This is a genomic window from Sulfitobacter geojensis, assembly GCF_000622325.1.
Taxonomy (GTDB): domain Bacteria; phylum Pseudomonadota; class Alphaproteobacteria; order Rhodobacterales; family Rhodobacteraceae; genus Sulfitobacter; species Sulfitobacter geojensis.
Genome location: NZ_JASE01000005.1, coordinates 3,211,245 through 3,230,186, shown reverse-complemented (window position 1 = coordinate 3,230,186; position 18,942 = coordinate 3,211,245). Strand labels below are relative to the sequence as shown.

Sequence of the window (18,942 nt, the reverse complement as noted above, 5' to 3'; positions counted from 1 at the left end):
ATTGGCGCAGCATTCCAACGGGCACAAGGGAGGAAAAGTTGTTAACCATTTCCTCCCCTTGCCCTCAGGCGATGGCCTGCCAGACCAGACCGGCCGCAAGGGCACCGGTCAATGCAAACCCGAGATAGGCGGCAAAAACGCGGGGTTTCACCAATGCCCAGACGGCGATTGCGGCAGGAATACAGCTGACCCCGCCCGCGATCACGAATGACATGGCAGCACCGTTGCTCATGCCTTGGGCGAGCAAGGCGTCAATCAACGGCACGGCGGCATAGCCGTTCAGGTAAGCGGGTGCCCCCACCAATGCGCCCAGCAGGATCGGCATGAAGCCGCTGCCGCCAAGGAAACCGGCAATCATATCTGCAGGCACATAGCGCAGCATCAAAGCTTCGATCAGATAAGCGAGCGTCAACCATTTGGTAAGGAACAAGGCGTTGCTGCGGGCGGTATCGGCAAAGGTTGCACGCCGGTCGCTGTGGTTCCAGAATTGCCAGACCGGCGCACCGGAAAACGGTTTTGACGAAGAACAACAGCTGCTTGTCGCAGGCGCTTCGCGCAACGGATTGGCGAATATCGCGGTATTCGCCATCAGCATCACACCAAATCCGCCGAACATGCCAAGGCTGACCGCCGCCACGGTTTTGGCCAGTGCAAAATCAAACCCAAGCGTGCCGGAGGTGATGGCGAACATCGCGGGGTCCATCAGGGGAGAGGCCAGCCAGAACGCCATAACCGCGCCCAAAGGGGCCCCGACAGCGAGAAGTGCGGCGATAAACGGGATGACTTCGCATGAGCAAAAGGGTGATATCCCGCCCAAAAGGGCTGCCATCACGACCATTCGCGCGGGGTTGCCCTCGAACGCGCGGGCCAGCAAGCTTTCCGCGCCCGATGCCTTGAGGTAGGCGACCGCGAGCACGGCGAAGGCGATGAAGGGCGCCGTACCGCCAAGTGCCTTGAGCGTGAAGGTGATCGTTTCGCCCAGAGTTTGAGGGGCGAAAACCGCAACCAGTGCGAGGAGCAGCGCAATGATCCCCCATGCGCCGGGGTTCCAGCGTTTGAACAGGGTGCCAGCGGGCGCGCTTGGGGCATGTGTGGTATCAGGCATGATCGTGATCCTTGCAGGGGGCGGGGGCATCCGCGCAGCATTCGGTTAAAAGGAAATGGGCGAGGGCTTCGACCTCGGCATAGGCGACAGCGGCACAAATGGTGCTGCGGCCCTGACGCTTTTGTTTCACAAGGCCAGCGGCATTCAACAGCTTAAGGTGATGGGTCAGCGTGGAACCGGTTACATCAGTACGCGTGCCGAGTTCACCAATGCTTAACCCCTCCGGTCCCGCGCGCACCAGACAGCGCAGCACGGACAGACGTTGTTCGGACCCGAGCGCGGCAAAGCTGGCAGCCGCAAGGGTAAGGGGCGGTGTGGGGGACGATTCCGTTTTCATGTTTCTAGAAGTATCGAAATAAAACGCTGGCGCAAGGCTTATTTCGGCAGATTTCGAAATGTTTTTCCACGTCGAGGGGTTGGCACGCCCCGGACATCGGGTATCACGTCCCCATGAAAGATATGCGCGATGATCTGAGGGCCTGCACCCTTTGTGCAGATAGGTTTGCCGCCACCGCAACGGCGCATCGGCCCAATCCGATCGTCTGGTTTGCGCCAAAAGCGCGCATTCTGATTGCGTCCCAAGCGCCCGGTTTGCGCGTTCATGAAGCAAACACCCCTTTCTGGGATGCGTCGGGCCAGCGCCTGCGCGCGTGGCTTGGCATGGATGAAGACACATTTTATGACCGCAACAAGGTCGCGATCCTGCCGATGGGCTTTTGCTTTCCGGGCTATGATGCAAAGGGCAGTGATTTACCGCCACCACCGGTTTGTGCGCGCACTTGGCGGGCGGATGCCTTGGCGATGCTGCCCGACGTGCGCTTAACGGTTCTGATCGGTGGCTATGCGATGAAATACCATCTGGAAGGTTTTACCAAGGTGACGGAGGCTGTCGCGGGCTGGCGCGATCATCCGACGGGCGTGTTTTGCTTGCCTCACCCTTCGTGGCGCAATACCGGATGGCTCAAGAAAAACCCGTGGTTTGCGGCGGATGTCCTGCCGCGGCTACAGGGTGCTGTAAAAGAGGTGCTGAATGGCTGAGATGACCCCGCTGGATGTGGCCCATGCCGCGATGATAGCCGCAGAGCAGGACGATGCCGCACGGTTGCGGTTCTATGAACGGATTGCCGATGTCGAACTGTATCTGCTGCTGGAGGCGGAGCCGGACGAGGATCAGATCAATCCGGTGTTGCTGGACGACGGCTATGTTATTGTGTTCGACCGCGCCGAGCGTTTGGCCGCCTATGTTGGGGATGCAGCACCCTATGTGGCGCTGTCGGGCCGCGCGATTGCCGGCATGCTGGACGGGCAGGATCTGGGGCTGGCGGTGAACATCGGCGTGGCTCCGTCCGAAATTCTGCTGCCTGCCGGAGCGATGGCGTGGCTGCGCGATACGCTGTCGCAGCAGGCGGGCGAGGTTGAGGCACGGATTGAAACCGTTTTGCCGCCCAAAGGTCTGCCAGAGGCGTTGATCACTGCGATTGACGGCAAACTGGCCACAGCGACGGGTATGGCAGCCGGCGCGTTTCTGGTTGCGGTCGAATATCAGGGCGGCGGGCGTGGGCATTTGTTGGCTTTCGTCGGGGCGATCCCGCGTGCGCAAGACGCGCTGGTGCGGGCCGCCTCCGAGGCGCTGACGTTTTCGGGGATCGAAGCGGGGGCAATGGACGTGGGTTTCTTTGGTCCTGATGATCCGACCGTGGCGAAACTGGCCAAGGTGGGTCTGCGCTTTGACCTGCCTCAAGGAGAAGGTTTGCAACATACACCGCGCATGCCACCGGGGTCTGATCCCTCGAAACCGCCGATTTTGAAATAATCAGGGCGGTTTGATCGCGTTTCTGTGCCGGTCGCTCACGTGGCCGAGAGGTCACGGGCTCGTGGGGTGCAATGGGCGCAGCACCTGCCTAGCTTGATGTCACAGACACCATCGGACAGGAGGACCGACAATGAACCGTTTCACACTTACCATCGCTGCCGCCGCAACTGCACTTGGCATGGCCGGACAGGCCTTTGCAGGCGAGCAATATATTGATGGCACAGGGTATGCCGCGTCGGGCCATGACGTGGTTGCTTATTTCAGCCTTGCGCAGAACCCTGTCGGGCAATCGCAACCTGCTGCAATTCCGGGAAAAGCCGACATCACTGCCGAACATAACGGCGCCACCTTTGCCTTTTCGACCGAAGCCAACCGCGACGCGTTTCTGGCCGATCCGGTGAAATATGCGCCCCAGTATGACGGCCACTGTGCCTATGGCGTGTCCAAAGGTGGCAAGGTACCGGGCAATCCGAACCTGTGGCGCATCGTGGATGACAAGCTGTACCTGAACATCACGAAAAACGTAGTGGGGTTTTGGGAAGAGGACATTCCGGGCAACCTTGATCTGGCCGAAAACAACTGGCCTTCAATCGAACCTGCCCCCGGTTCAGACAGTGTGATCCCGCAATACACCTCAGCAGCGCCAATCAAATAATGGCCGCCGCGGGTGCCCCTTTGCCAAGCGGGCCCACCCCGTCGCGTTTTGCGCGGCGGGGATTTTTGCTTGGCGCAGGCGCGGCAATTGGTGCCGTTGGGCTGGCGGCCGGCGCGCGGTGGTTCAATATTGCTGCGACAGTGCAGGAACGCGATCTGACGGCACCCGAAGCGCTGGCGGCAACCCAAGCCGGCGAAATCCTATTGGTCGACATCCGCAGGCCCGATGAATGGGCACGTACCGGTATCGGGCAGGGCGCGGTTGCAATTGACATGCGGCGGGCGGATTTCATCGAGGTACTGTTGGGGCAGATGGGCGGGCGCAGGGACGTACCTGTTGCGCTGATCTGTGCGCGCGGGGTGCGGTCCGCGAAAATGTCCGCGCGTCTTGATGCTGCTGGTTTTACACAGGTTCTGGACGTTCCTGAAGGCATGTCAGGCTCCGGTGCCGGGCCGGGGTGGATCAAGCGTGGATTACCGCTGGTGCAGCCGGATTAGGGTGGTCCCTTTCTGACAAAAAAATCGAGGCAAGACTTTTGCAAAAGTCTTGCGACAGCGCAGGTTATTCGGCGGGGCTTTTTACGGTCAGCTGTGTTTTAATCTCGGCCCGCGCCGATTTTGCACGGGTTACAATCGCCGGTTCGCGCAGGGTGTAGGGGCTGTTCATCGCAAGGCTACGCGGCGCGCATTGAGCGAGGTTCAGTGCAGAGAGCGCCGACAAGGGGACCGCCAACAGCAGGCTTGCCGCGATGGGCAAAAGCCATAGCGATATCAGACCAGCCCCTAAACCTAAACTCAGGATGAACCCTAAGGCTGTTTCAACCCAGTGGAATTTTACCAGTGTTATCAGCGGGTAGTGCTGCGCATCGCGCATTTGTGGCGCCCAGGGTTCTGATCGGGTGAATACCGCCCGCAACACGGCTTTGGTTTGCTGGATCATCATCACGGGGGCATAGGCCACGGACAGCAAAACCTCGGTTACGAAGGCGGTCAGGAAGGCACCGTGCCCGCCAAAGATCCGCGTGGCCGCAGGGGTTGCAGCGATCATCGCAGCGGCTGCCATCTTGGGGGTCAGCAACATGGCGTACATGATGAACAGGAAAACGGCTGAGTCGATATGACTCATCGCGGGAGGCCAGTCGGGGAAATAGGGATTCGCCTCGTTAAAATAGCGCACCACGTTTGTTTCGGCATCCTTGCCCAGCAAGGCCCAGATCACCAGCAGCAGAAACCATGCAGGCGACAGCAGATAGCTGACTGCGCCATGAAACAGATGGAAGCGCGACACAGGGTGCAGCCCGCGCGTTGCCAGCAGGCGCAGATGTTGCAGGTTGCCGCGACACCAGCGCCGGTCGCGCAGGGTGTAATCAATCAAGGTGCCGGGGGTTTCTTCAAAACTGCCGGTGACGCGGGGCAGAAAACGCACGCGCCAGCCCGCACGGCGCAGCAATCCGGCCTCGACGAAATCATGGCTTAGGATCAGATCGTCGCGACCCCGTGTGGTCAGATGCGGCAGCCCCGCGCTTTGGGCAAAGGCGCGGGTGCGGATGATGGCGTTATGGCCCCAATAATTGCCTTCCGACCGCGACCAAAGGGCCAGACCCTCGGCCAGCAGCCAGCCGTAGGCGATATTGGAGAATTGTTGCAGGCGCGCGAACAGGGTTTCGGCACCGATTAGCATTGGGAATGTCTGGATCAAACCGGTGTCAGGCGCGACCGACAATTCGGAGGCGAGCCGGTCAATGGCACGCCCTGTCATCAGGCTGTCGGCGTCCAGTACCAACATCCCCTCATAAGCGGCGCCCCAACCGGTGATCCAATCCACCAGATTACCGACCTTCTTGTCAGTATTGTCCGCGCGGCGACGGTAGTGCACCGGATACGGCGCGGTTTGACGCAAACGCGCAAAGGCCTGTTGTTCCTGCGCGGCGATGGTGTCATCGCGTGTGTCTGACAGGATAAACAACGTGTAACGATGCGCAGTTTTGCGTGCGGCCAGATCGTCGAGCATGGCAGCGGCATTGCCGAACACGTCCCAAGGCACCTCGTTGTAAACCGGCACCAGCAGGGCCACATCAATCGGTGTCACATCTGTCGGGGCGCGTGTGTCGGCCTCTTCGCGGGCAAGGATGCCAGCGATGGCGACGCCCACGGTGCTGACCGATAGGGTGACCCAGACAAATGTTGCACCGATCATCATCAACAGCGCCCATTCCAACCCTGTCATGCCCATGCCCGCCAGCCAGCTATACATGCCGTACATCAGACAGGCAGTGGCGATCAGGGCGGGGATGAACACGGCAATCCGCCACGGGGTGGAACGCGTTTCTGCGGTGTCGCAGCTGCGCGATGTCGGGGCTGTGGCAAAATCCTGTACCTGCATCTGCAACGGCGCAGGAGGGGGCATTGCGTCATGGTTGGGATGCGGGGTGCTCATGTGGCGGTCCACCGGTACATCCAGACTTCGCTAAGGGGTTCACCGTCGATCCGCAGCTGGGCGCGGAATTCAACCAATGGGGCATCTTCGGGCTGAAACGTGAAGGCAAGGCGGGGCCCGCCTGTCTCCGGGTTGCGCTGAACGATGCCGGGGGTCACGGTGCCTGTGTTGCTGCGCAGCACGATTTCGATTTCGCTCAGGTCCTGCGGCACGCGGTCGGAACCGGCAAAGTCGATGGCCACGATTTGGCCCCCTTCGGGGCGTCCGCCGATCGCCGTGTTCAGGACTTTGACGGGGATATCGGCGGTGACGGGCACAGGGTCCGCCCCCCAATGCAAAGTATAGCTCATGGCGTGTGCGCTGCCCGCTTTCACGGGGTTTGCGGGACGCCAATAGCTGACGATATTGTCATAGATTTCAAGGTCGGCAGGGATTTCAACCAGGGTCACGGCCCCTTGCCCCCAATCCTCGCCCGGTGTGATCCAGACCGCGGGGCGCTTGTGATACAGGGCCTCTAGGTCGTTGAAATCACTGAATTTCCGCTTGCGCTGGCACAGGCCAAAGCCGCGCGGGTTGTTGTCGCTAAATGCGCTGATCTGCAGGCTGGTCGGGTTGGCCAAAGGCCGCCACAGGACCTCGCCACCGCCGTTGTGCATCAGCAAACCATCGCTGTCATGCACCGCCGGACGGAAGTCGGAAAAACGCTGGCGCATGGTGTCGTCAAACAGGAACATCGAGGTCAGCGGCGCAATCCCGATATGCGTCAGATCGGTGCGGGCAAAAAGCGTGGCAGTGACCTTCATTTCAAGCACAGTGCCATGGGTGATCTCGAACCGGTACGCCCCTGCACAAGACGGGCTGTCCAGCAGGGCATGCAGGGTCATCATGTCGCTGCCTGCCGCCGGCCGTTCCATCCAGAAGGCAGTGAAATCTGGGAATTCTTCGCCCATAGGATCGCCGGTTTTGAGCGCCAGACCACGGGCGGACAGCCCATAAATTTCACCAGTGCCAATACCTCGGAAATAGCTCGCCCCCTGAAACACGGCGTATTCCTGAAAGATGCCGGATTTCTCCAGCTCGGCGCGCAGCCGCAGACCGGAATAACCAAGGGTCTCGTCGATCTCTACATCCGGGAATGTGTCGGTGGTATCAAAGACATCCATGTCGAAACGGATGGGGCGACTAACCCCATTTTCCACATGGTTCAGCGCAACTGCCTGCGGAAAATACAGACCGGGCGGAAAGACGTCGACACGTTGCGGTGTGTCGGTATTTTCCCACAAGGCATTGCGGCCGTCGAACCAGATTTTGCGATACGCGTCATAGGAAAGATTGCGCCAGCTTTCGGGGATTTGCGGGCGCGCCACATAGGGCTGACCGGCCAGCACGCGGGCCAGTTCGGTCACGGTGTCGGCGTCAAACGGGGTCGGTTGATCGCCAAACCGCAGACCGGGTTCCTCTGCCCAGGCGCTGGCGGGAATGAGGGAAAGGGCGGCGAGGGATTTCAGGACATCACGACGGATCATTGCGCCGCCCTCACGCGCCAAGGCTGGGATTTGAACCAGCCCGCGCCATAAGCGACAGCGATCAGAACGGCGAAACCGAACAGGTTCACCAGCAATGTCATTGTAATACTGCGGCCTGCAACATCCATCATGAACCCCATCAAACGGGCGGTGAACATGCTGGTGATGAAAACCGCAAGGCTTTGCTGTCCGACCTTGAGGATGACCTTAAGGGCGATAGCCCATGCGCGCGCAAATGCACCCGCACCGGAGGCCAGCAGGTTGTGGCCCTTGTCCCCCGCCAGCACCCAGAAGACATAGGCAAGCGAAAGGAAATGCACGTAACGCAAAATGCCGAAATCGCTTTTGTTGAACAAAGGATCATAGGCGTTGCGCCAGTCTTTGGCCAATTCAATGCCAAACTCCCGCACACCGATATTGGACAACGGCACATTCGCGATCACTAGAAAGGCGGCGAGGGCCAGCAGCGTGGCGGTTACCGGTGGTTTTGGCAGCCAGCCGCGCATAAACGCAAAGCCGGTGAAAAAGATCAGCTGCCAGCCGAAGGGGTTGAAGAACCAGGAACGCTCGCTCCAAGGTTCGGCAGGGAATTCAAGATGGTACGCCCCAAGGTTCATGCTTTGCATCAATGCGCTTTGCCCCATCAGCCAGACGCCGATCACAAACAGAGCAACAAGTTTGAGATCAACGCGCGACAAGGCCATAACGATCGGCATCATCAAAAGCACGATCATATACATCGGTAGAATGTCGAAATAATTCGGTACATAGCGCAGGGTCATAAAGCTGAGCAGGATATTGGGGTTTTCCCATTTGTCGCTTTCGACGAAGATCATCCAGAGGTTCAACTGGCCCCAATAGTTGCGCCCCGTTATGTCCAGATCCGTCAGGTAGACAGTCAGCGCCAGCGTGGCGAAGAACAGGCACACATGCGCCCAGTATACCTGCCAGACGCGAAACAGGACCCGCGCGGTGCCCAGCACCCAGCCTGCGCGGTCGAACCCGCCGCCAAAGGCAATGGCGCTGGCCATGCCCGAACAGAAAACAAAGATCTCGGTCGCATCGGAAAAGCCCCAGCGCGCGGGGATCCACAGGGTCAGAAAATTGCCCGGTGTATGGGCGATCAGGATGATGAACATCGCCAGACCGCGAAAGAAATCAAGACGCAGGTCGCGCACACGGGGCGCGACCTGTGCGACTGCAGCGGCGGCGGGTGAAGGGATAGAGGTCACGTCAGCAAGTGTCATCTGGCAGCGATATCCGAACCTATTGCGCGGGTATGCGCCGCGCACGTGAAAGTTGATCAAAGCGTGTCGCGGCAAACCTGTCCTCGCGGCCTGCACGCAGGGCAAGGCGTTCTTGCAACACCTGTTCTGCTGCGTCGAAATGACCCGCACGCAGGCCTGCGTCAATGGTCATTCGCTCGAACACATCGCGTTGCGCATGACTTCCGCCGATGGTCTGCATTTTTCGGCGGGCATTCGCCAATTGGTCAAAGGCCGTGCCATAACGCCCCTCGGCAAAAGCGTTCAAACCGGCTAATGCGGCCAGCCCCGGATCTGCCACGCGCTCTGCCATATCGCCGTTGCGGCGGGCGTCGCGGGCAAAGCGCGCGGTCATCGCGGTCGCGGCATCGCCTTTGGCGGCACCGGCAAGCGCCAGTTGGTAGTGCAGATCGGCAAAGACCAGACAGCCATCATCAATCCGGTTTTCTGCAAAGTCCGCCAGTTCGGTCCAACGGTCGCCGATGTCGACACCTTCCAGCTCCAGCCGCAGCAACAGGGAGGTGGCATTTGAGATATCGCGGTAGTCGTCGGTTTTGTCCGCACGGATCTGGCTGTCATATAGGTCAAGGGCCACATCATTTTCTCCCCGATCCATATGCAGCAATGCCTTGTGCCACCACACGTGATAACGAAAATTGTTCGACCCGTCCCAAGCGGATTTGTGGTTTTCGATCAGGGTAATACCGGCATGGGCTTCGGCGCGCATATCATGCACATGCGCCACAGCATGCAGCCCCCAAGCATCATCAGGTGCATAGGTCAGCCCCGCGCGTCCCGCCAGTTCTGCCGAGGCATATTCGCCGGTTTCCTCAAGCGTAAAGGCGTGACATCCCATCAGGTAACCACGCAGGGGGTGATCGGGGCCATGCGCCGGCATAACCCGTTCGACAGAATCGCGCATGCCTTGGGCATCCCCGAGTATAAAGCGGATCGCGTGGCTGGTTTTGGCGGTCAGCGTATCTTGGGGGGTGTCGTCCAGAACAGCCTCTAGCGCGGCGACTGCGCCGGTGGGGCTGTCGGCAAGCCAGTGATCAAGGGCGGCAATCCAACCGACCTCGCGGCTGTTTGCACCGCTTTCTGCGCGGGCGGCATGGGCGGCAGTGCGGGCATCCTCGGCTACTTGCCACATCTCGGCACGTCCCATCATCAACGAAAATATCCCGCGCGCGGCTTGGGCCATGGCAAATTGCGGTTCTGCGTCAATCACCGCGCCAAGATGCTGTGGTGTTGCCGGTTTATGGGCCAGAAAAGCGCGGATCATGGCATTCCAGCTTTCCAGCGCAGGTTGGCTTTGCAGGGAGATGGGAGCGTTGCAAATGTCGTGGTTCATGGGCGCTGGCCTTTCGGAAACGGTCAATGTCCGGCTCAGGCTACGCGGGATTTGCCCCCCACAGAATGGTTTTGGCGATGGTCACACGCCAACGTGAAGCGGGCGGCAGGTTTCGTGAGCGATTGTGTCAAAGCGTGGCGGATTCATCGGTAGAACCGGTAAATCAGCCGCAATATCTTGTGTTTAGGTCGCGCTAGTCCCGATTTTGCGCCGGATCAGGACCCCATGTTTCAAGAACCTCTGCCGTGTCTTGCCCGAAACGCGGCGGCGCGCGGTCGTATGCCACAGGAGTTGCCGAGAATTTGAGGGGATTGCCAAGCAGGCTGACGTGCCCCTTGTCGACATCGGCGCGGTCGATGTCGATCACTGCGCCGCGTGCCTGTGCCTGTGGCGATGTCAGCGCCTCGCCAATGGTGTTGATCGGCCCGCAGGGCACACCAACACCGCGCAATCGCGCCAGCAGATCGTCCTTTGCCAGCGCGCGCATCGCAGGGCGGATCGCGTCCATCAATGCGCTCCGGTTTTCAATCCGGCCTAGGTTGGTGGTAAAGCGGGGATCAGCTGCAGTGTCTGCCAGCCCCAATGCATCGCAATAGCGGGCAAATTGCGCGTCGTTGCCGACGGCCAGCAAGATGTGCCCATCGCTACACTCAAAGGTGTCATATGGCACAATATTGGGGTGTGCATTGCCGCGCCGTTCGGGCAACTGGCCGGAGGTCAGGAAATTGGTGCCCTCGTTTATCAGCCACGCCATAGAGGAATCCACCAGTGACAGGTCGATGTGTTGACCAATGCCCGTCTGTTCGCGGTGGCGCAGGGCGGCAAGCACACCGATGGTCGCGTACATGCCACACATCACATCGGCGATGCCCACGCCGACCTTCATCGGGGCACCGTCCGGATCACCGGTGATCGACATGATGCCACCAAACCCCTGGGCCATCAGATCATAGCCGGGCTGGCTGCGGTTCGGACCGGTCTGCCCGTAGCCGGAGATTGAACAATAGACGAGGGCGGGGTGCGCCTTGAGCAGGGTTTCATGATCCAACCCGTATTTCTTTAGCCCGTCGGGTTTGAAGTTTTCCACAACGATATCGGCGCGCGCCGCAAGATGGCGCAGGATGCGTTGGCCCTCAGCGGTGGCAATGTCGACCGCGATAGAGCGTTTGTTGCGATTGGCGGCCATGTAATAGGCGGAAAGGTCAGACGGGGTGCCATCCGCGTTGCGGGCATAGTTCGGGCCCCAGCCACGGGTGTCGTCACCGCCGGTTTTGGGGTTTTCGACCTTGATCACGGTTGCGCCAAGATCGCCCAGCATCTGGGTGCAGGTGGGGCCGGCAAGAATACGGCTCAGGTCCAGCACGAACAGCCCGTCGAGGGCTCCTTTAGATACGGCCATCATAAGCTCCTTGATCAATGATTGCGGCAATGACGGTGAATGTTTCGGCCTTTAGGGCATCGTTCAAGGCGGTTTCCAGCGCTGCGCGGTTGCGCACGGTGACGCCCGCCCCGCCAAAGGCCACGCCCATGGCGGCAAAATTATGTTGGGCGAAATCGACGCCAATGTTGGGTAACTGGCGTTCGCGCTGCTTCTTTTCGATCAGCGCAAGGGAGGCATCGACGAAGACGACAAATATCGGGGCGACATCCAGTTCCGCAGCAGTGGCCAGTTCACCTGCCACCATCAGGAAACCGGCATCCCCGCAAAAGGAAACAACAGGTCGGTCGGGGGCGGCAAACTTGGCCCCGATGGCCATAGGGACGGCGCAACCCATCGTGCAAAGGGCCGATGATTGCATCAGGTCGCGCGGGGCGTAACATTCCCACATTTGCGACAGAAGGATCCGATGTGCCCCGCTATCGACCGAGGCAATTGTATCGCGCGGCAAAACCTTGCGACATGTGTCGATCACGGCGGCTGGTCCCCAGTCATCATCGCTCGGGAAATCGATCGTCAGGGCCTGCTTCAGTTTATATATCTCGCCCTCCGCCCATGTCTCTTGCACGTCGAGTCCGTCACTGAGCGCGCGCAGCGAGGCGGCGCAATCCGTGACAAAGTTCAGGGTCGCCTGATGCATGTAGTGGTGGTTGGGCACGGCAGATATGTCGATGACATTCTGCTGGGCCGGATCCCAGACATCCTGCCAACCGGGGCGCATTTCAATCGGATCATAGCCAACACACAGAACCAGATCAGCGGCTTTGACGAAGGGCAGCAAATGCGTGTCGGCAAGCGGGGACAAACCCGCACCGCCCAATGACAGGGCGTGGTCTTCGGGCAGGATACCCTTGGCCTTATAGGTCGTGATCACGGGAATATTGTGGTCTTCGGCAAATTCTACCACAGCCGTGTGCGCATGTTGGTTCAACGCATCGACGCCAACGATCATTACCGGGCGCTGCGCGTTTTCCAGCCAGTGCCGTGCGGTGGCAAGGTCGCTGCCACTGGGCGCAGCGGGCGACGCTTTGGCGCGCGGTGCCGGCGCGGTTTGCCACACAGGGGCGTTTGCAACCGAGATCGGCACGTCGATATGCACCGGCCCCATACGTCCTTCGGTGGCGATGGCAACGGCCTTGTCGGCGATGGTGTGGGCGGCACCGGCGCTCAGACGGAAGGTGGCCTTGGTGACAGGCGCAAATACCGCCTGATGGTCGATGACTTGATGGGTATAGTTCTGGGCCTCATCCGCATCCATACACCCCGAGATCACGATCAGGGGGACCTGATCCTGCAGGGCATTGGCGACGGTATTCACCCCGTTCAATGTGCCGGGCCCAATGGTGCCGACCAGGATGGCCGGGGCGTGGTCGCGGTGGTGCACCCCTTCGGCCATAAATCCGGCAGCGTTTTCGTGTTTGGCAAGAATGAACCGGATGCCCGCCGCCTCAAGCGCGTCAATCACGGTAAGGACTTCGCCGCCGGGCATGCCAAAGGCGGTGCGGCACCCCGCAGCATAAAGGCGGCGGGCAAGGGCGTCAGCGGCGCGGATGGTATCGGGCATGGTTCAGGCCTTTTTTAACAGATGCCTGTGATGAACCATGCCTTGGGGTAATGTGCAATTCACTGTGTCGTCGGAATTGTTGCAGCACAGGCCAGCGTTTCCACCCAGACCTGCCCCGCAAAACGCATGTTACCGGCGACGGTCGCGGCGCGATGACATCGGCTGGAACGCCACGCCCACATGCGCCTCGCAATAGGGTTTACCCTGTTTCACGGGCAAGCCGCAGAACCAGAAATCTTCGGTCGCAGGGTCGCCCACAGGCCATTTACAGGTCCGTTCGGTCAATTCCATCAAGCCGATTTTCTTGGCTTTCTTTTCGACTTCGTTGACCTTGGCCAATGCTTCCGGCGAAATTTCGTTGGCGGAGGGCTGCGGCGGCAGGGGCTGGCCGGCCGGAATGATCTGTTTGCGCGCAGGCAGCGTCGATTTTGGCGGGGCGGCGGCCACGGTTTGCATGATCACCGGCTCTTTGGCCTCGACCTTGGCCTTGGGTTTGACCTCGGGCTTGGGGGCCGGCTTGGCCTTTGGCTTGGCGTCGGGCTTGGCTGCGGCACCGGTTGTTGTGCGATTGGACAGGCCCAAACGGTGCACCTTGCCAATCACGGCATTGCGCGTCACGCCACCAAGTTCCTTGGCGATCTGGCTTGCCGACTGGCCTTCGCCCCACATTTTCTTCAGCGTTTCAACGCGCTCATCGGTCCAGGACATTGCAAGTCTCTCTTATCAAAAAGCGGCCCTGCCAAGAGGACCGCCTAAGCAAATTCAAGTCCCTATACTAAGCCTTCGGCGGGCACGTGCAAGGGACGATCCGTTATTGCCCCGCTGGCGGGGCCGCAATCGCACGTTTCAACTGTGCTTCGCGCAGCACCAGCATGACGGCCCCAGCGATGATTGTGGCGGCCCCCAGATAGGTCACGCCGTCCGGTATCACATTGTAGAATAACACATCGTAAAGGGCGGCGAAGATCAACGTAGCATAGCTGAACGGGGCGACAAAGCTTGCCTCCGCGCGGGCCATCGCGTTCACGAAAAAGCTTTGGGCGATGGCCATGCAGACACCGATTGCAACCAGCAGCCCCCATTGTGCGGCCGTGGGCGGTTGCCAAAAGGGGATCACGGCGATGCTGGCAATACACAGACCCAACCCGTTGTTGAACAGCAGGATCTGGAAAGGATTCTCGCGCCCCGCAAGCTTTTTGATGAAAATCAGCTCCAGCCCCATGATAGCGGCGGCGGCAAAGGCAAGCAGGGCGGCAGGGTCGAAACTGGCTGGTGTGGGACGCAGCAAGATCAGCGCACCGGCAAAGACAAGGGCAGCCGCCGACCAGCGAATGCGCCCCACTTTTTCGCCCAGCAACGGTATGGCAAGGATCATGGCAAAGACAGGATTCAGAAAGGTGATCGCGGTGGCATCCGCCAACGGAATATACGCAACCGAGGCAAACATCAGGGTCACGCCGGCCCATCCGCAACTGGTGCGCGCCAGATGCAACCCCCAGTGCGGTCGCCCGATGTCGGGGCGCAAGGCCGCTGCCGCTGCGCTGATGGCGATGAACGCAAACAGAAACCGCCCGTGGCTGATCTGCAATGCATGCAGGGGCGGCCCGAAACTGTCGCCCCCCAGCGCCTTTGCGATCAACATGGTTGCGGCAATGAATGCCGTGGCAACGGAGATCAGCAGGGCGGCTGTGATGTTACTTTGGGTTTTGGCAAGATACATGCGCCCGCTATGGCCCAATCTTGTAAGGGGAACAAGATCGCCAATAAGGGACTATGCAAACCGCAGATTGCGCAGTATCAAACCGGAATGATCAACCAGACAGATATACTGCGTCGACGACGCCAAGGCTGAAACGCCCGCCTGTCGTGGCCTGCATGCCGCAGGTCTGATCCCGGTGCCTTGCACCATCCCCAAACCCACTTGACCCGACACGCCGCCCGTGGCCTTTTGCCTGCTTCAAGGCAAAGCGCTAAAGCGGCCTCTTATAAGGATGATCCAGATGATCTCTTCCGTTCTGCCGACCTATTCCCGTGCCCCGTTGAGCTTTGTCTCCGGTGCTGGCTCCTGGCTGACCGAAGCGGACGGGCGACGTTTTCTGGACCTTGGTGCCGGCATCGCGGTGAACGCGCTGGGCCATGCGCATCCGGCATTGGTCGAGACCCTGACCGCACAGGCGGGGCAACTCTGGCATACGTCGAACCTGTATCAGATCCCGCAACAACAGGCGCTTGCGGACCAGTTGGTCGAACATACATTTGCCGACACGGTCTTTTTCACCAACTCCGGTACCGAAGCTTGCGAGCTGGCGGTCAAGATGGCGCGCAAGTATTTCTATGACAAAGGTCAACCCGAACGGGTAGAAATCATCACCTTTGACGGTTCTTTCCATGGCCGCTCCGCAGCAGGTATCGCTGCGGCAGGGTCCGAGAAAATGACCAAGGGCTTCGGCCCATTGCTGGGAGGGTTCAAACATCTGCCCTTCGGCGATCATGACGCGCTGAATGCGGCCATCTCCGACAAAACCTGCGCTGTGATGGTAGAACCCGTGCAAGGCGAAGGCGGCATTCGCCCGCTGCCGGATGCCTGCCTGAAAGGTCTGCGCGATCTATGCGACGAACATGGCATCCTGATGATCCTTGATGAAGTTCAATGCGGCGTGGGCCGGACCGGCAAATTGTTTGCCCATGAATGGGCGGGTGTCACGCCAGACATCATGATGGTGGCCAAAGGCATCGGCGGCGGCTTTCCTCTGGGGGCGGTACTTGCAACTGAAAACGCCGCGTCCGGCATGACGGCAGGCACGCATGGCTCGACTTATGGCGGCAACCCGTTGGGCTGCGCCGTGGGGTGCACCGTGATGGATATCGTCAGTGATCCGGCCTTTCTGGCCGAGGTGAACCGCAAGGCAAGTCTGCTGCGCCAGAAACTCGAAGGGCTGATCGCCAACCATCCGGATGTCTTTGAAAGCGTGCGCGGCACCGGCCTGATGCTGGGTCTCAAATGCAAGGTCGCGCCGATGGATGTGGTGAATGCAGGCTATGACCAAGAGGTCATTACCGTCCCTGCCGCCGATAACGTGGTGCGCCTGCTGCCGCCGCTCACGATCACAGATGAGGAAATCGCCGAAGCCGTGAACCGACTGGACGCTGCCGCGGCAACGCTCTCCTCTTCCTAACTCTTTTTGGCCTTAAATACTGTCCGCACTCTCGACCGGGTGGGGCATCCCAATTGAAAAGTACGTCATGACCCATTTTCTAGACATCCACACGACCCCTGAAGCTGATCTGCGGGGGATCGTCGACACGGCGATCACGTTGAAGAACGCCCGCGCCGACCGTCCGAAAGGAGCGCCGGATGATGATCAGCCGCTTAAGGACCACATGGTCGCGTTGATCTTTGAAAAACCCTCGACCCGTACCCGTGTGAGTTTCGACGTGGGCGTGCGTCAGATGGGCGGGCAAACGATGGTGCTGTCGGGCACCGACATGCAGCTGGGTCATGGCGAAACCATTGCTGATACCGCTCGTGTGCTGTCGCGCTATGTCGATCTGATCATGATCCGTACCTTTGAGGAACAGACCCTGCTGGACATGGCCGAATATGCCACCGTGCCGGTGATCAACGGGCTGACCAATCGCAGTCACCCTTGCCAGATCATGGCCGATATCATGACGTTCGAGGAACACAACGGCCCGATCAAAGGCAAGAAAGTGGTCTGGTCCGGTGACGGCAACAACGTCTTTGCCAGCTTTGCCCATGCCGCCAAGCAGTTTGATTTCGAGCTGGTGTTCACTGGCCCGCCGCCGCTTGATCCCGAAGCGGCCTTGCAGGGGCTTTATTCCGTCGAACGCGATCCAAACCTCGCGGTGCGCGGTGCTGATCTGGTGGTTACGGACACTTGGGTGTCGATGCATGATCCGCAATCCGCCCGCGAACGGCGTCATAACCAGTTGCGCGGTTATCAGGTGAACGAAGCGTTGATGGCAAAGGCCAAACCCGATGCGCTGTTTATGCATTGCCTGCCAGCCCACCGCGAGGACGAGGCGACAAGTGCTGTGATGGACGGGCCCAATTCGGTGATCTTTGACGAAGCCGAAAACCGTCTTCACGCGCAAAAAGCTGTTATGCGGTACTGTCTTGGCAAATAATGATCCGCATATCGTCGTTGCAGGTGCGGGGTCTATCGGATGTTTCGTGGGCGGGCTTTTGGCAGCTGCGGGGCGCAATGTCACCTTGCTGGCGCGGCCGCGCATCGCGGCTGAAATCCGTGCGCACGGGCTGACGCTGACGGATCTTGACGGGATGGCGGTGCGGGTCAGTGCCGATGCAATTGGCATCAGTACCGATCCGGCCATTCTGGCGGGCGCTGACATGGTGCTGGTAACGGTGAAATCGCGCGATACCGATGCGATCGGCACAGTGATCAATACCCATGCGCCGCGCGGCGCGCAGGTGATCAGCCTGCAAAACGGCGTGTCGAATGGCACGGCCTTGCGCGGCGTGCTGCCCGCGCGCGACGTGCGTGCAGGCATGGTACCTTTCAACGTCGTGCCGATGGGGCAGGGGGGGTATCACCGCGCGGTTGAAGGCGATATCGTCATTGAAGCCGGCGCAGGTGCGCTTGGCTCCATTCTGGCGGTGCCCGGTCTGGCCTGCCTTGAAAGCCGCGAAATCGAGAACGTGCAATGGGGCAAGTTCCTGATGAACCTCAATAATGCGTTGAACGCGCTAAGCGGTTTGCCGATCAAGACCCAGCTCAAAGACCGCGAGTGGCGCAAGCTGATGGCGGATCAATGGGCCGAAGCACTGCGGGTAATCCATCGCAATGGCATCCGTCCGGTTTCATCCACGCCGGTGTCTGTCTCGGTGATCCCATGGGTATTGCGCCTGCCGACGGGGCTGTTTACCCGCGTCGCGTCGGCGATGCTCAAGATTGATCCGCAGGCCCGTACGTCGATGTCTTACGATCTGATGGAAAGGCGTCCGACCGAGATCGCCGCCCTTCAGGGCGTGGTGGTTGAGATGGGCCGGATGTCTGGCATTCCAACACCGATCAATGCGATGGTGATGGACGTGGTGAACACTGCGGAACTGGCGGGCGAGGGGTTACCCAACCTGACGCCCAAAGCCTTGCGGCGCGAACTGGCCGAGGGCCCGCAGGCTTAGGAAACGGGGCGCGACTGCAAGCCCCCGCTAAAGGGTGCGTAAAATCGCTTTCAAATCAGGTTCGTCGACCAATTCAGCGGCTTCATCCGGGCTGAACCACTCGCGCGTGCGCTCGTCAACCTCTGGATAGGATTGTTTTAAATCCCGAACGCGGGTCATATAAACCTGCGCCTCAACCGGTACCGTAGCACCCGAAGACATGCCTTTGGCATATTCGAAATATCCCATTGGTTCTTCTTCGATATCGGCCTTGCTGACGCCGGCCTCTTCCCAGGCTTCGATCAGGGCAGCTTCATAGTCGTCCTTGCCCTTCATCGGCCAGCCCTTTGGCACGATCCAGCGTCTTGTATCGCGGCTGGTGATCAGCAAAACCTTGCGGCCCACTTTGGTCTCTTTGTAGCACAGCGCGGCCACCTGCAGACGCCGGGGGCGCTGCGGTTGTTTGGTTACTTTTCGGGGCTCACTACGTTTTCTGGCGCTGCTCATCGGGGTTCTTGCGGTCACTTATTTTTGCTTTTCAAAAGGTTATATAGCTGTTCTCGATTCGTTTTTCAAGGAGAGCTCAATTGAGCACTCTGTGCCCTTGTGCTGCCGGTGCTCTGGTCGCACTTTAGGATCAGGT

General features: G+C 59.8%; 18 protein-coding genes. 7 read left to right on the top strand and 11 right to left on the bottom strand.

Annotated elements, in window-relative coordinates; genetic code table 11:
* Positions 1–64: 64 nt before the first annotated feature.
* Positions 65–1,105 (bottom strand): permease, encoded by a 1,041-nt coding sequence (locus Z947_RS0117700; RefSeq protein WP_025045615.1) that lies wholly within the window; start codon positions 1,103–1,105, stop codon positions 65–67.
* Complete coding sequence (locus tag Z947_RS0117695; RefSeq protein WP_025045614.1) at positions 1,098–1,442, bottom strand: ArsR/SmtB family transcription factor; 345 nt, start codon at positions 1,440–1,442, stop codon at positions 1,098–1,100. The genes Z947_RS0117700 and Z947_RS0117695 overlap by 8 nt, the downstream gene beginning before the upstream one ends.
* A 113-nt stretch (positions 1,443–1,555) precedes the next feature.
* On the opposite strand from Z947_RS0117695, the gene Z947_RS0117690 reads away from it, so the two are divergent.
* The 4 genes from Z947_RS0117690 to Z947_RS0117675 all read left to right on the top strand — a co-directional run bounded on the left by Z947_RS0117690 (position 1,556) and on the right by Z947_RS0117675 (position 4,070).
* Positions 1,556–2,143, top strand: coding sequence for a uracil-DNA glycosylase family protein (locus Z947_RS0117690; protein ID WP_025045613.1), 588 nt, complete (start codon positions 1,556–1,558; stop codon positions 2,141–2,143).
* Entirely contained in the window at positions 2,136–2,918 is a 783-nt protein-coding gene (locus Z947_RS0117685; RefSeq protein WP_025045612.1) for an SseB family protein, read from the top strand. The genes Z947_RS0117690 and Z947_RS0117685 overlap by 8 nt, the downstream gene beginning before the upstream one ends.
* Before the next feature lie 130 nt (positions 2,919–3,048).
* Complete coding sequence (locus Z947_RS0117680) at positions 3,049–3,573, top strand: YHS domain-containing (seleno)protein (RefSeq protein ID WP_025045611.1); 525 nt, start codon at positions 3,049–3,051, stop codon at positions 3,571–3,573.
* Positions 3,573–4,070, top strand: a complete 498-nt coding sequence (locus tag Z947_RS0117675; protein WP_025045610.1) for a rhodanese-like domain-containing protein — start codon at positions 3,573–3,575, stop codon at positions 4,068–4,070. The genes Z947_RS0117680 and Z947_RS0117675 overlap by 1 nt, the downstream gene beginning before the upstream one ends.
* 64 nt (positions 4,071–4,134) lie before the next feature.
* On the opposite strand, the gene mdoH is transcribed toward Z947_RS0117675, so the two are convergent.
* From mdoH to Z947_RS0117635, 8 genes are all read right to left on the bottom strand, one after another.
* Complete coding sequence (gene mdoH, locus Z947_RS0117670) at positions 4,135–6,009, bottom strand: glucans biosynthesis glucosyltransferase MdoH (RefSeq protein WP_025045609.1); 1,875 nt, start codon at positions 6,007–6,009, stop codon at positions 4,135–4,137.
* On the bottom strand, positions 6,006–7,535 hold the full coding sequence (locus tag Z947_RS0117665) for an OpgD/OpgG family glucan biosynthesis protein (RefSeq protein WP_025045608.1): 1,530 nt from the start codon (positions 7,533–7,535) through the stop codon (positions 6,006–6,008). The genes mdoH and Z947_RS0117665 overlap by 4 nt, the downstream gene beginning before the upstream one ends.
* The gene (locus Z947_RS0117660; RefSeq protein ID WP_025045607.1) at positions 7,532–8,782 is read right to left on the bottom strand and encodes an OpgC family protein; all 1,251 of its coding nucleotides are present in this window, start codon (positions 8,780–8,782) and stop codon (positions 7,532–7,534) included. The genes Z947_RS0117665 and Z947_RS0117660 overlap by 4 nt, the downstream gene beginning before the upstream one ends.
* A gap of 19 nt (positions 8,783–8,801) precedes the next feature.
* Positions 8,802–10,151 carry a tetratricopeptide repeat protein gene (locus Z947_RS0117655; RefSeq protein WP_025045606.1) on the bottom strand — a complete coding sequence of 450 codons (1,350 nt, stop codon included), beginning with the start codon at positions 10,149–10,151 and terminating at the stop codon, positions 8,802–8,804.
* A 193-nt stretch (positions 10,152–10,344) separates the two neighbouring features.
* Positions 10,345–11,550 carry a CaiB/BaiF CoA transferase family protein gene (locus Z947_RS0117650; RefSeq protein WP_025045605.1) on the bottom strand — a complete coding sequence of 402 codons (1,206 nt, stop codon included), beginning with the start codon at positions 11,548–11,550 and terminating at the stop codon, positions 10,345–10,347.
* A complete protein-coding gene (locus Z947_RS0117645) occupies positions 11,537–13,153 on the bottom strand; it encodes a thiamine pyrophosphate-binding protein (RefSeq protein ID WP_025045604.1) in 1,617 nt (538 codons plus the stop codon). Before Z947_RS0117645 ends, Z947_RS0117650 begins: the two co-directional genes overlap by 14 nt.
* A 129-nt stretch (positions 13,154–13,282) precedes the next feature.
* The gene (locus tag Z947_RS0117640; protein WP_025045603.1) at positions 13,283–13,861 is read right to left on the bottom strand and encodes a GcrA family cell cycle regulator; all 579 of its coding nucleotides are present in this window, start codon (positions 13,859–13,861) and stop codon (positions 13,283–13,285) included.
* Between the two features lie 103 nt (positions 13,862–13,964).
* Positions 13,965–14,873, bottom strand: coding sequence for a DMT family transporter (locus Z947_RS0117635; protein ID WP_025045602.1), 909 nt, complete (start codon positions 14,871–14,873; stop codon positions 13,965–13,967).
* Between the two features lie 280 nt (positions 14,874–15,153).
* Between Z947_RS0117635 and Z947_RS0117625 the strand changes: the two genes are divergently transcribed.
* The 3 genes from Z947_RS0117625 (at position 15,154) to Z947_RS0117615 (ending at position 18,320) form a co-directional block, all read left to right on the top strand.
* The gene (locus Z947_RS0117625; protein WP_025045601.1) at positions 15,154–16,329 is read left to right on the top strand and encodes an aspartate aminotransferase family protein; all 1,176 of its coding nucleotides are present in this window, start codon (positions 15,154–15,156) and stop codon (positions 16,327–16,329) included.
* Between the two features lie 67 nt (positions 16,330–16,396).
* Positions 16,397–17,302, top strand: a complete 906-nt coding sequence (gene argF / locus Z947_RS0117620) for an ornithine carbamoyltransferase (RefSeq protein ID WP_025045600.1) — start codon at positions 16,397–16,399, stop codon at positions 17,300–17,302.
* Positions 17,292–18,320, top strand: coding sequence for a 2-dehydropantoate 2-reductase (locus Z947_RS0117615; protein WP_025045599.1), 1,029 nt, complete (start codon positions 17,292–17,294; stop codon positions 18,318–18,320). Before argF ends, Z947_RS0117615 begins: the two co-directional genes overlap by 11 nt.
* A 27-nt stretch (positions 18,321–18,347) precedes the next feature.
* On the opposite strand, the gene Z947_RS0117610 is transcribed toward Z947_RS0117615, so the two are convergent.
* Positions 18,348–18,806: an NUDIX hydrolase gene (locus Z947_RS0117610; protein ID WP_025045598.1), complete on the bottom strand. Its 459-nt coding sequence runs from the start codon at positions 18,804–18,806 to the stop codon at positions 18,348–18,350.
* Positions 18,807–18,942: the final 136 nt, after the last annotated feature.

Excerpts from the sequence above, each read along its gene's own strand:
- Z947_RS0117700 (WP_025045615.1), bottom strand. The coding sequence starts at position 1,105 with ATGCCTGATACCACACATGCCCCAAGCGCGCCCGCTGGCACCCTGTTC.
- Z947_RS0117695 (WP_025045614.1), bottom strand. The coding sequence starts at position 1,442 with ATGAAAACGGAATCGTCCCCCACACCGCCCCTTACCCTTGCGGCTGCC.
- Z947_RS0117690 (WP_025045613.1), top strand. The coding sequence starts at position 1,556 with ATGAAAGATATGCGCGATGATCTGAGGGCCTGCACCCTTTGTGCAGAT.
- Z947_RS0117685 (WP_025045612.1), top strand. The coding sequence starts at position 2,136 with ATGGCTGAGATGACCCCGCTGGATGTGGCCCATGCCGCGATGATAGCC.
- Z947_RS0117680 (WP_025045611.1), top strand. The coding sequence starts at position 3,049 with ATGAACCGTTTCACACTTACCATCGCTGCCGCCGCAACTGCACTTGGC.
- Z947_RS0117675 (WP_025045610.1), top strand. The coding sequence starts at position 3,573 with ATGGCCGCCGCGGGTGCCCCTTTGCCAAGCGGGCCCACCCCGTCGCGT.
- mdoH (WP_025045609.1), bottom strand. The coding sequence starts at position 6,009 with ATGAGCACCCCGCATCCCAACCATGACGCAATGCCCCCTCCTGCGCCG.
- Z947_RS0117665 (WP_025045608.1), bottom strand. The coding sequence starts at position 7,535 with ATGATCCGTCGTGATGTCCTGAAATCCCTCGCCGCCCTTTCCCTCATT.
- Z947_RS0117660 (WP_025045607.1), bottom strand. The coding sequence starts at position 8,782 with ATGACACTTGCTGACGTGACCTCTATCCCTTCACCCGCCGCCGCTGCA.
- Z947_RS0117655 (WP_025045606.1), bottom strand. The coding sequence starts at position 10,151 with ATGAACCACGACATTTGCAACGCTCCCATCTCCCTGCAAAGCCAACCT.
- Z947_RS0117650 (WP_025045605.1), bottom strand. The coding sequence starts at position 11,550 with ATGGCCGTATCTAAAGGAGCCCTCGACGGGCTGTTCGTGCTGGACCTG.
- Z947_RS0117645 (WP_025045604.1), bottom strand. The coding sequence starts at position 13,153 with ATGCCCGATACCATCCGCGCCGCTGACGCCCTTGCCCGCCGCCTTTAT.
- Z947_RS0117640 (WP_025045603.1), bottom strand. The coding sequence starts at position 13,861 with ATGTCCTGGACCGATGAGCGCGTTGAAACGCTGAAGAAAATGTGGGGC.
- Z947_RS0117635 (WP_025045602.1), bottom strand. The coding sequence starts at position 14,873 with ATGTATCTTGCCAAAACCCAAAGTAACATCACAGCCGCCCTGCTGATC.
- Z947_RS0117625 (WP_025045601.1), top strand. The coding sequence starts at position 15,154 with ATGATCTCTTCCGTTCTGCCGACCTATTCCCGTGCCCCGTTGAGCTTT.
- argF (WP_025045600.1), top strand. The coding sequence starts at position 16,397 with ATGACCCATTTTCTAGACATCCACACGACCCCTGAAGCTGATCTGCGG.
- Z947_RS0117610 (WP_025045598.1), bottom strand. The coding sequence starts at position 18,806 with ATGAGCAGCGCCAGAAAACGTAGTGAGCCCCGAAAAGTAACCAAACAA.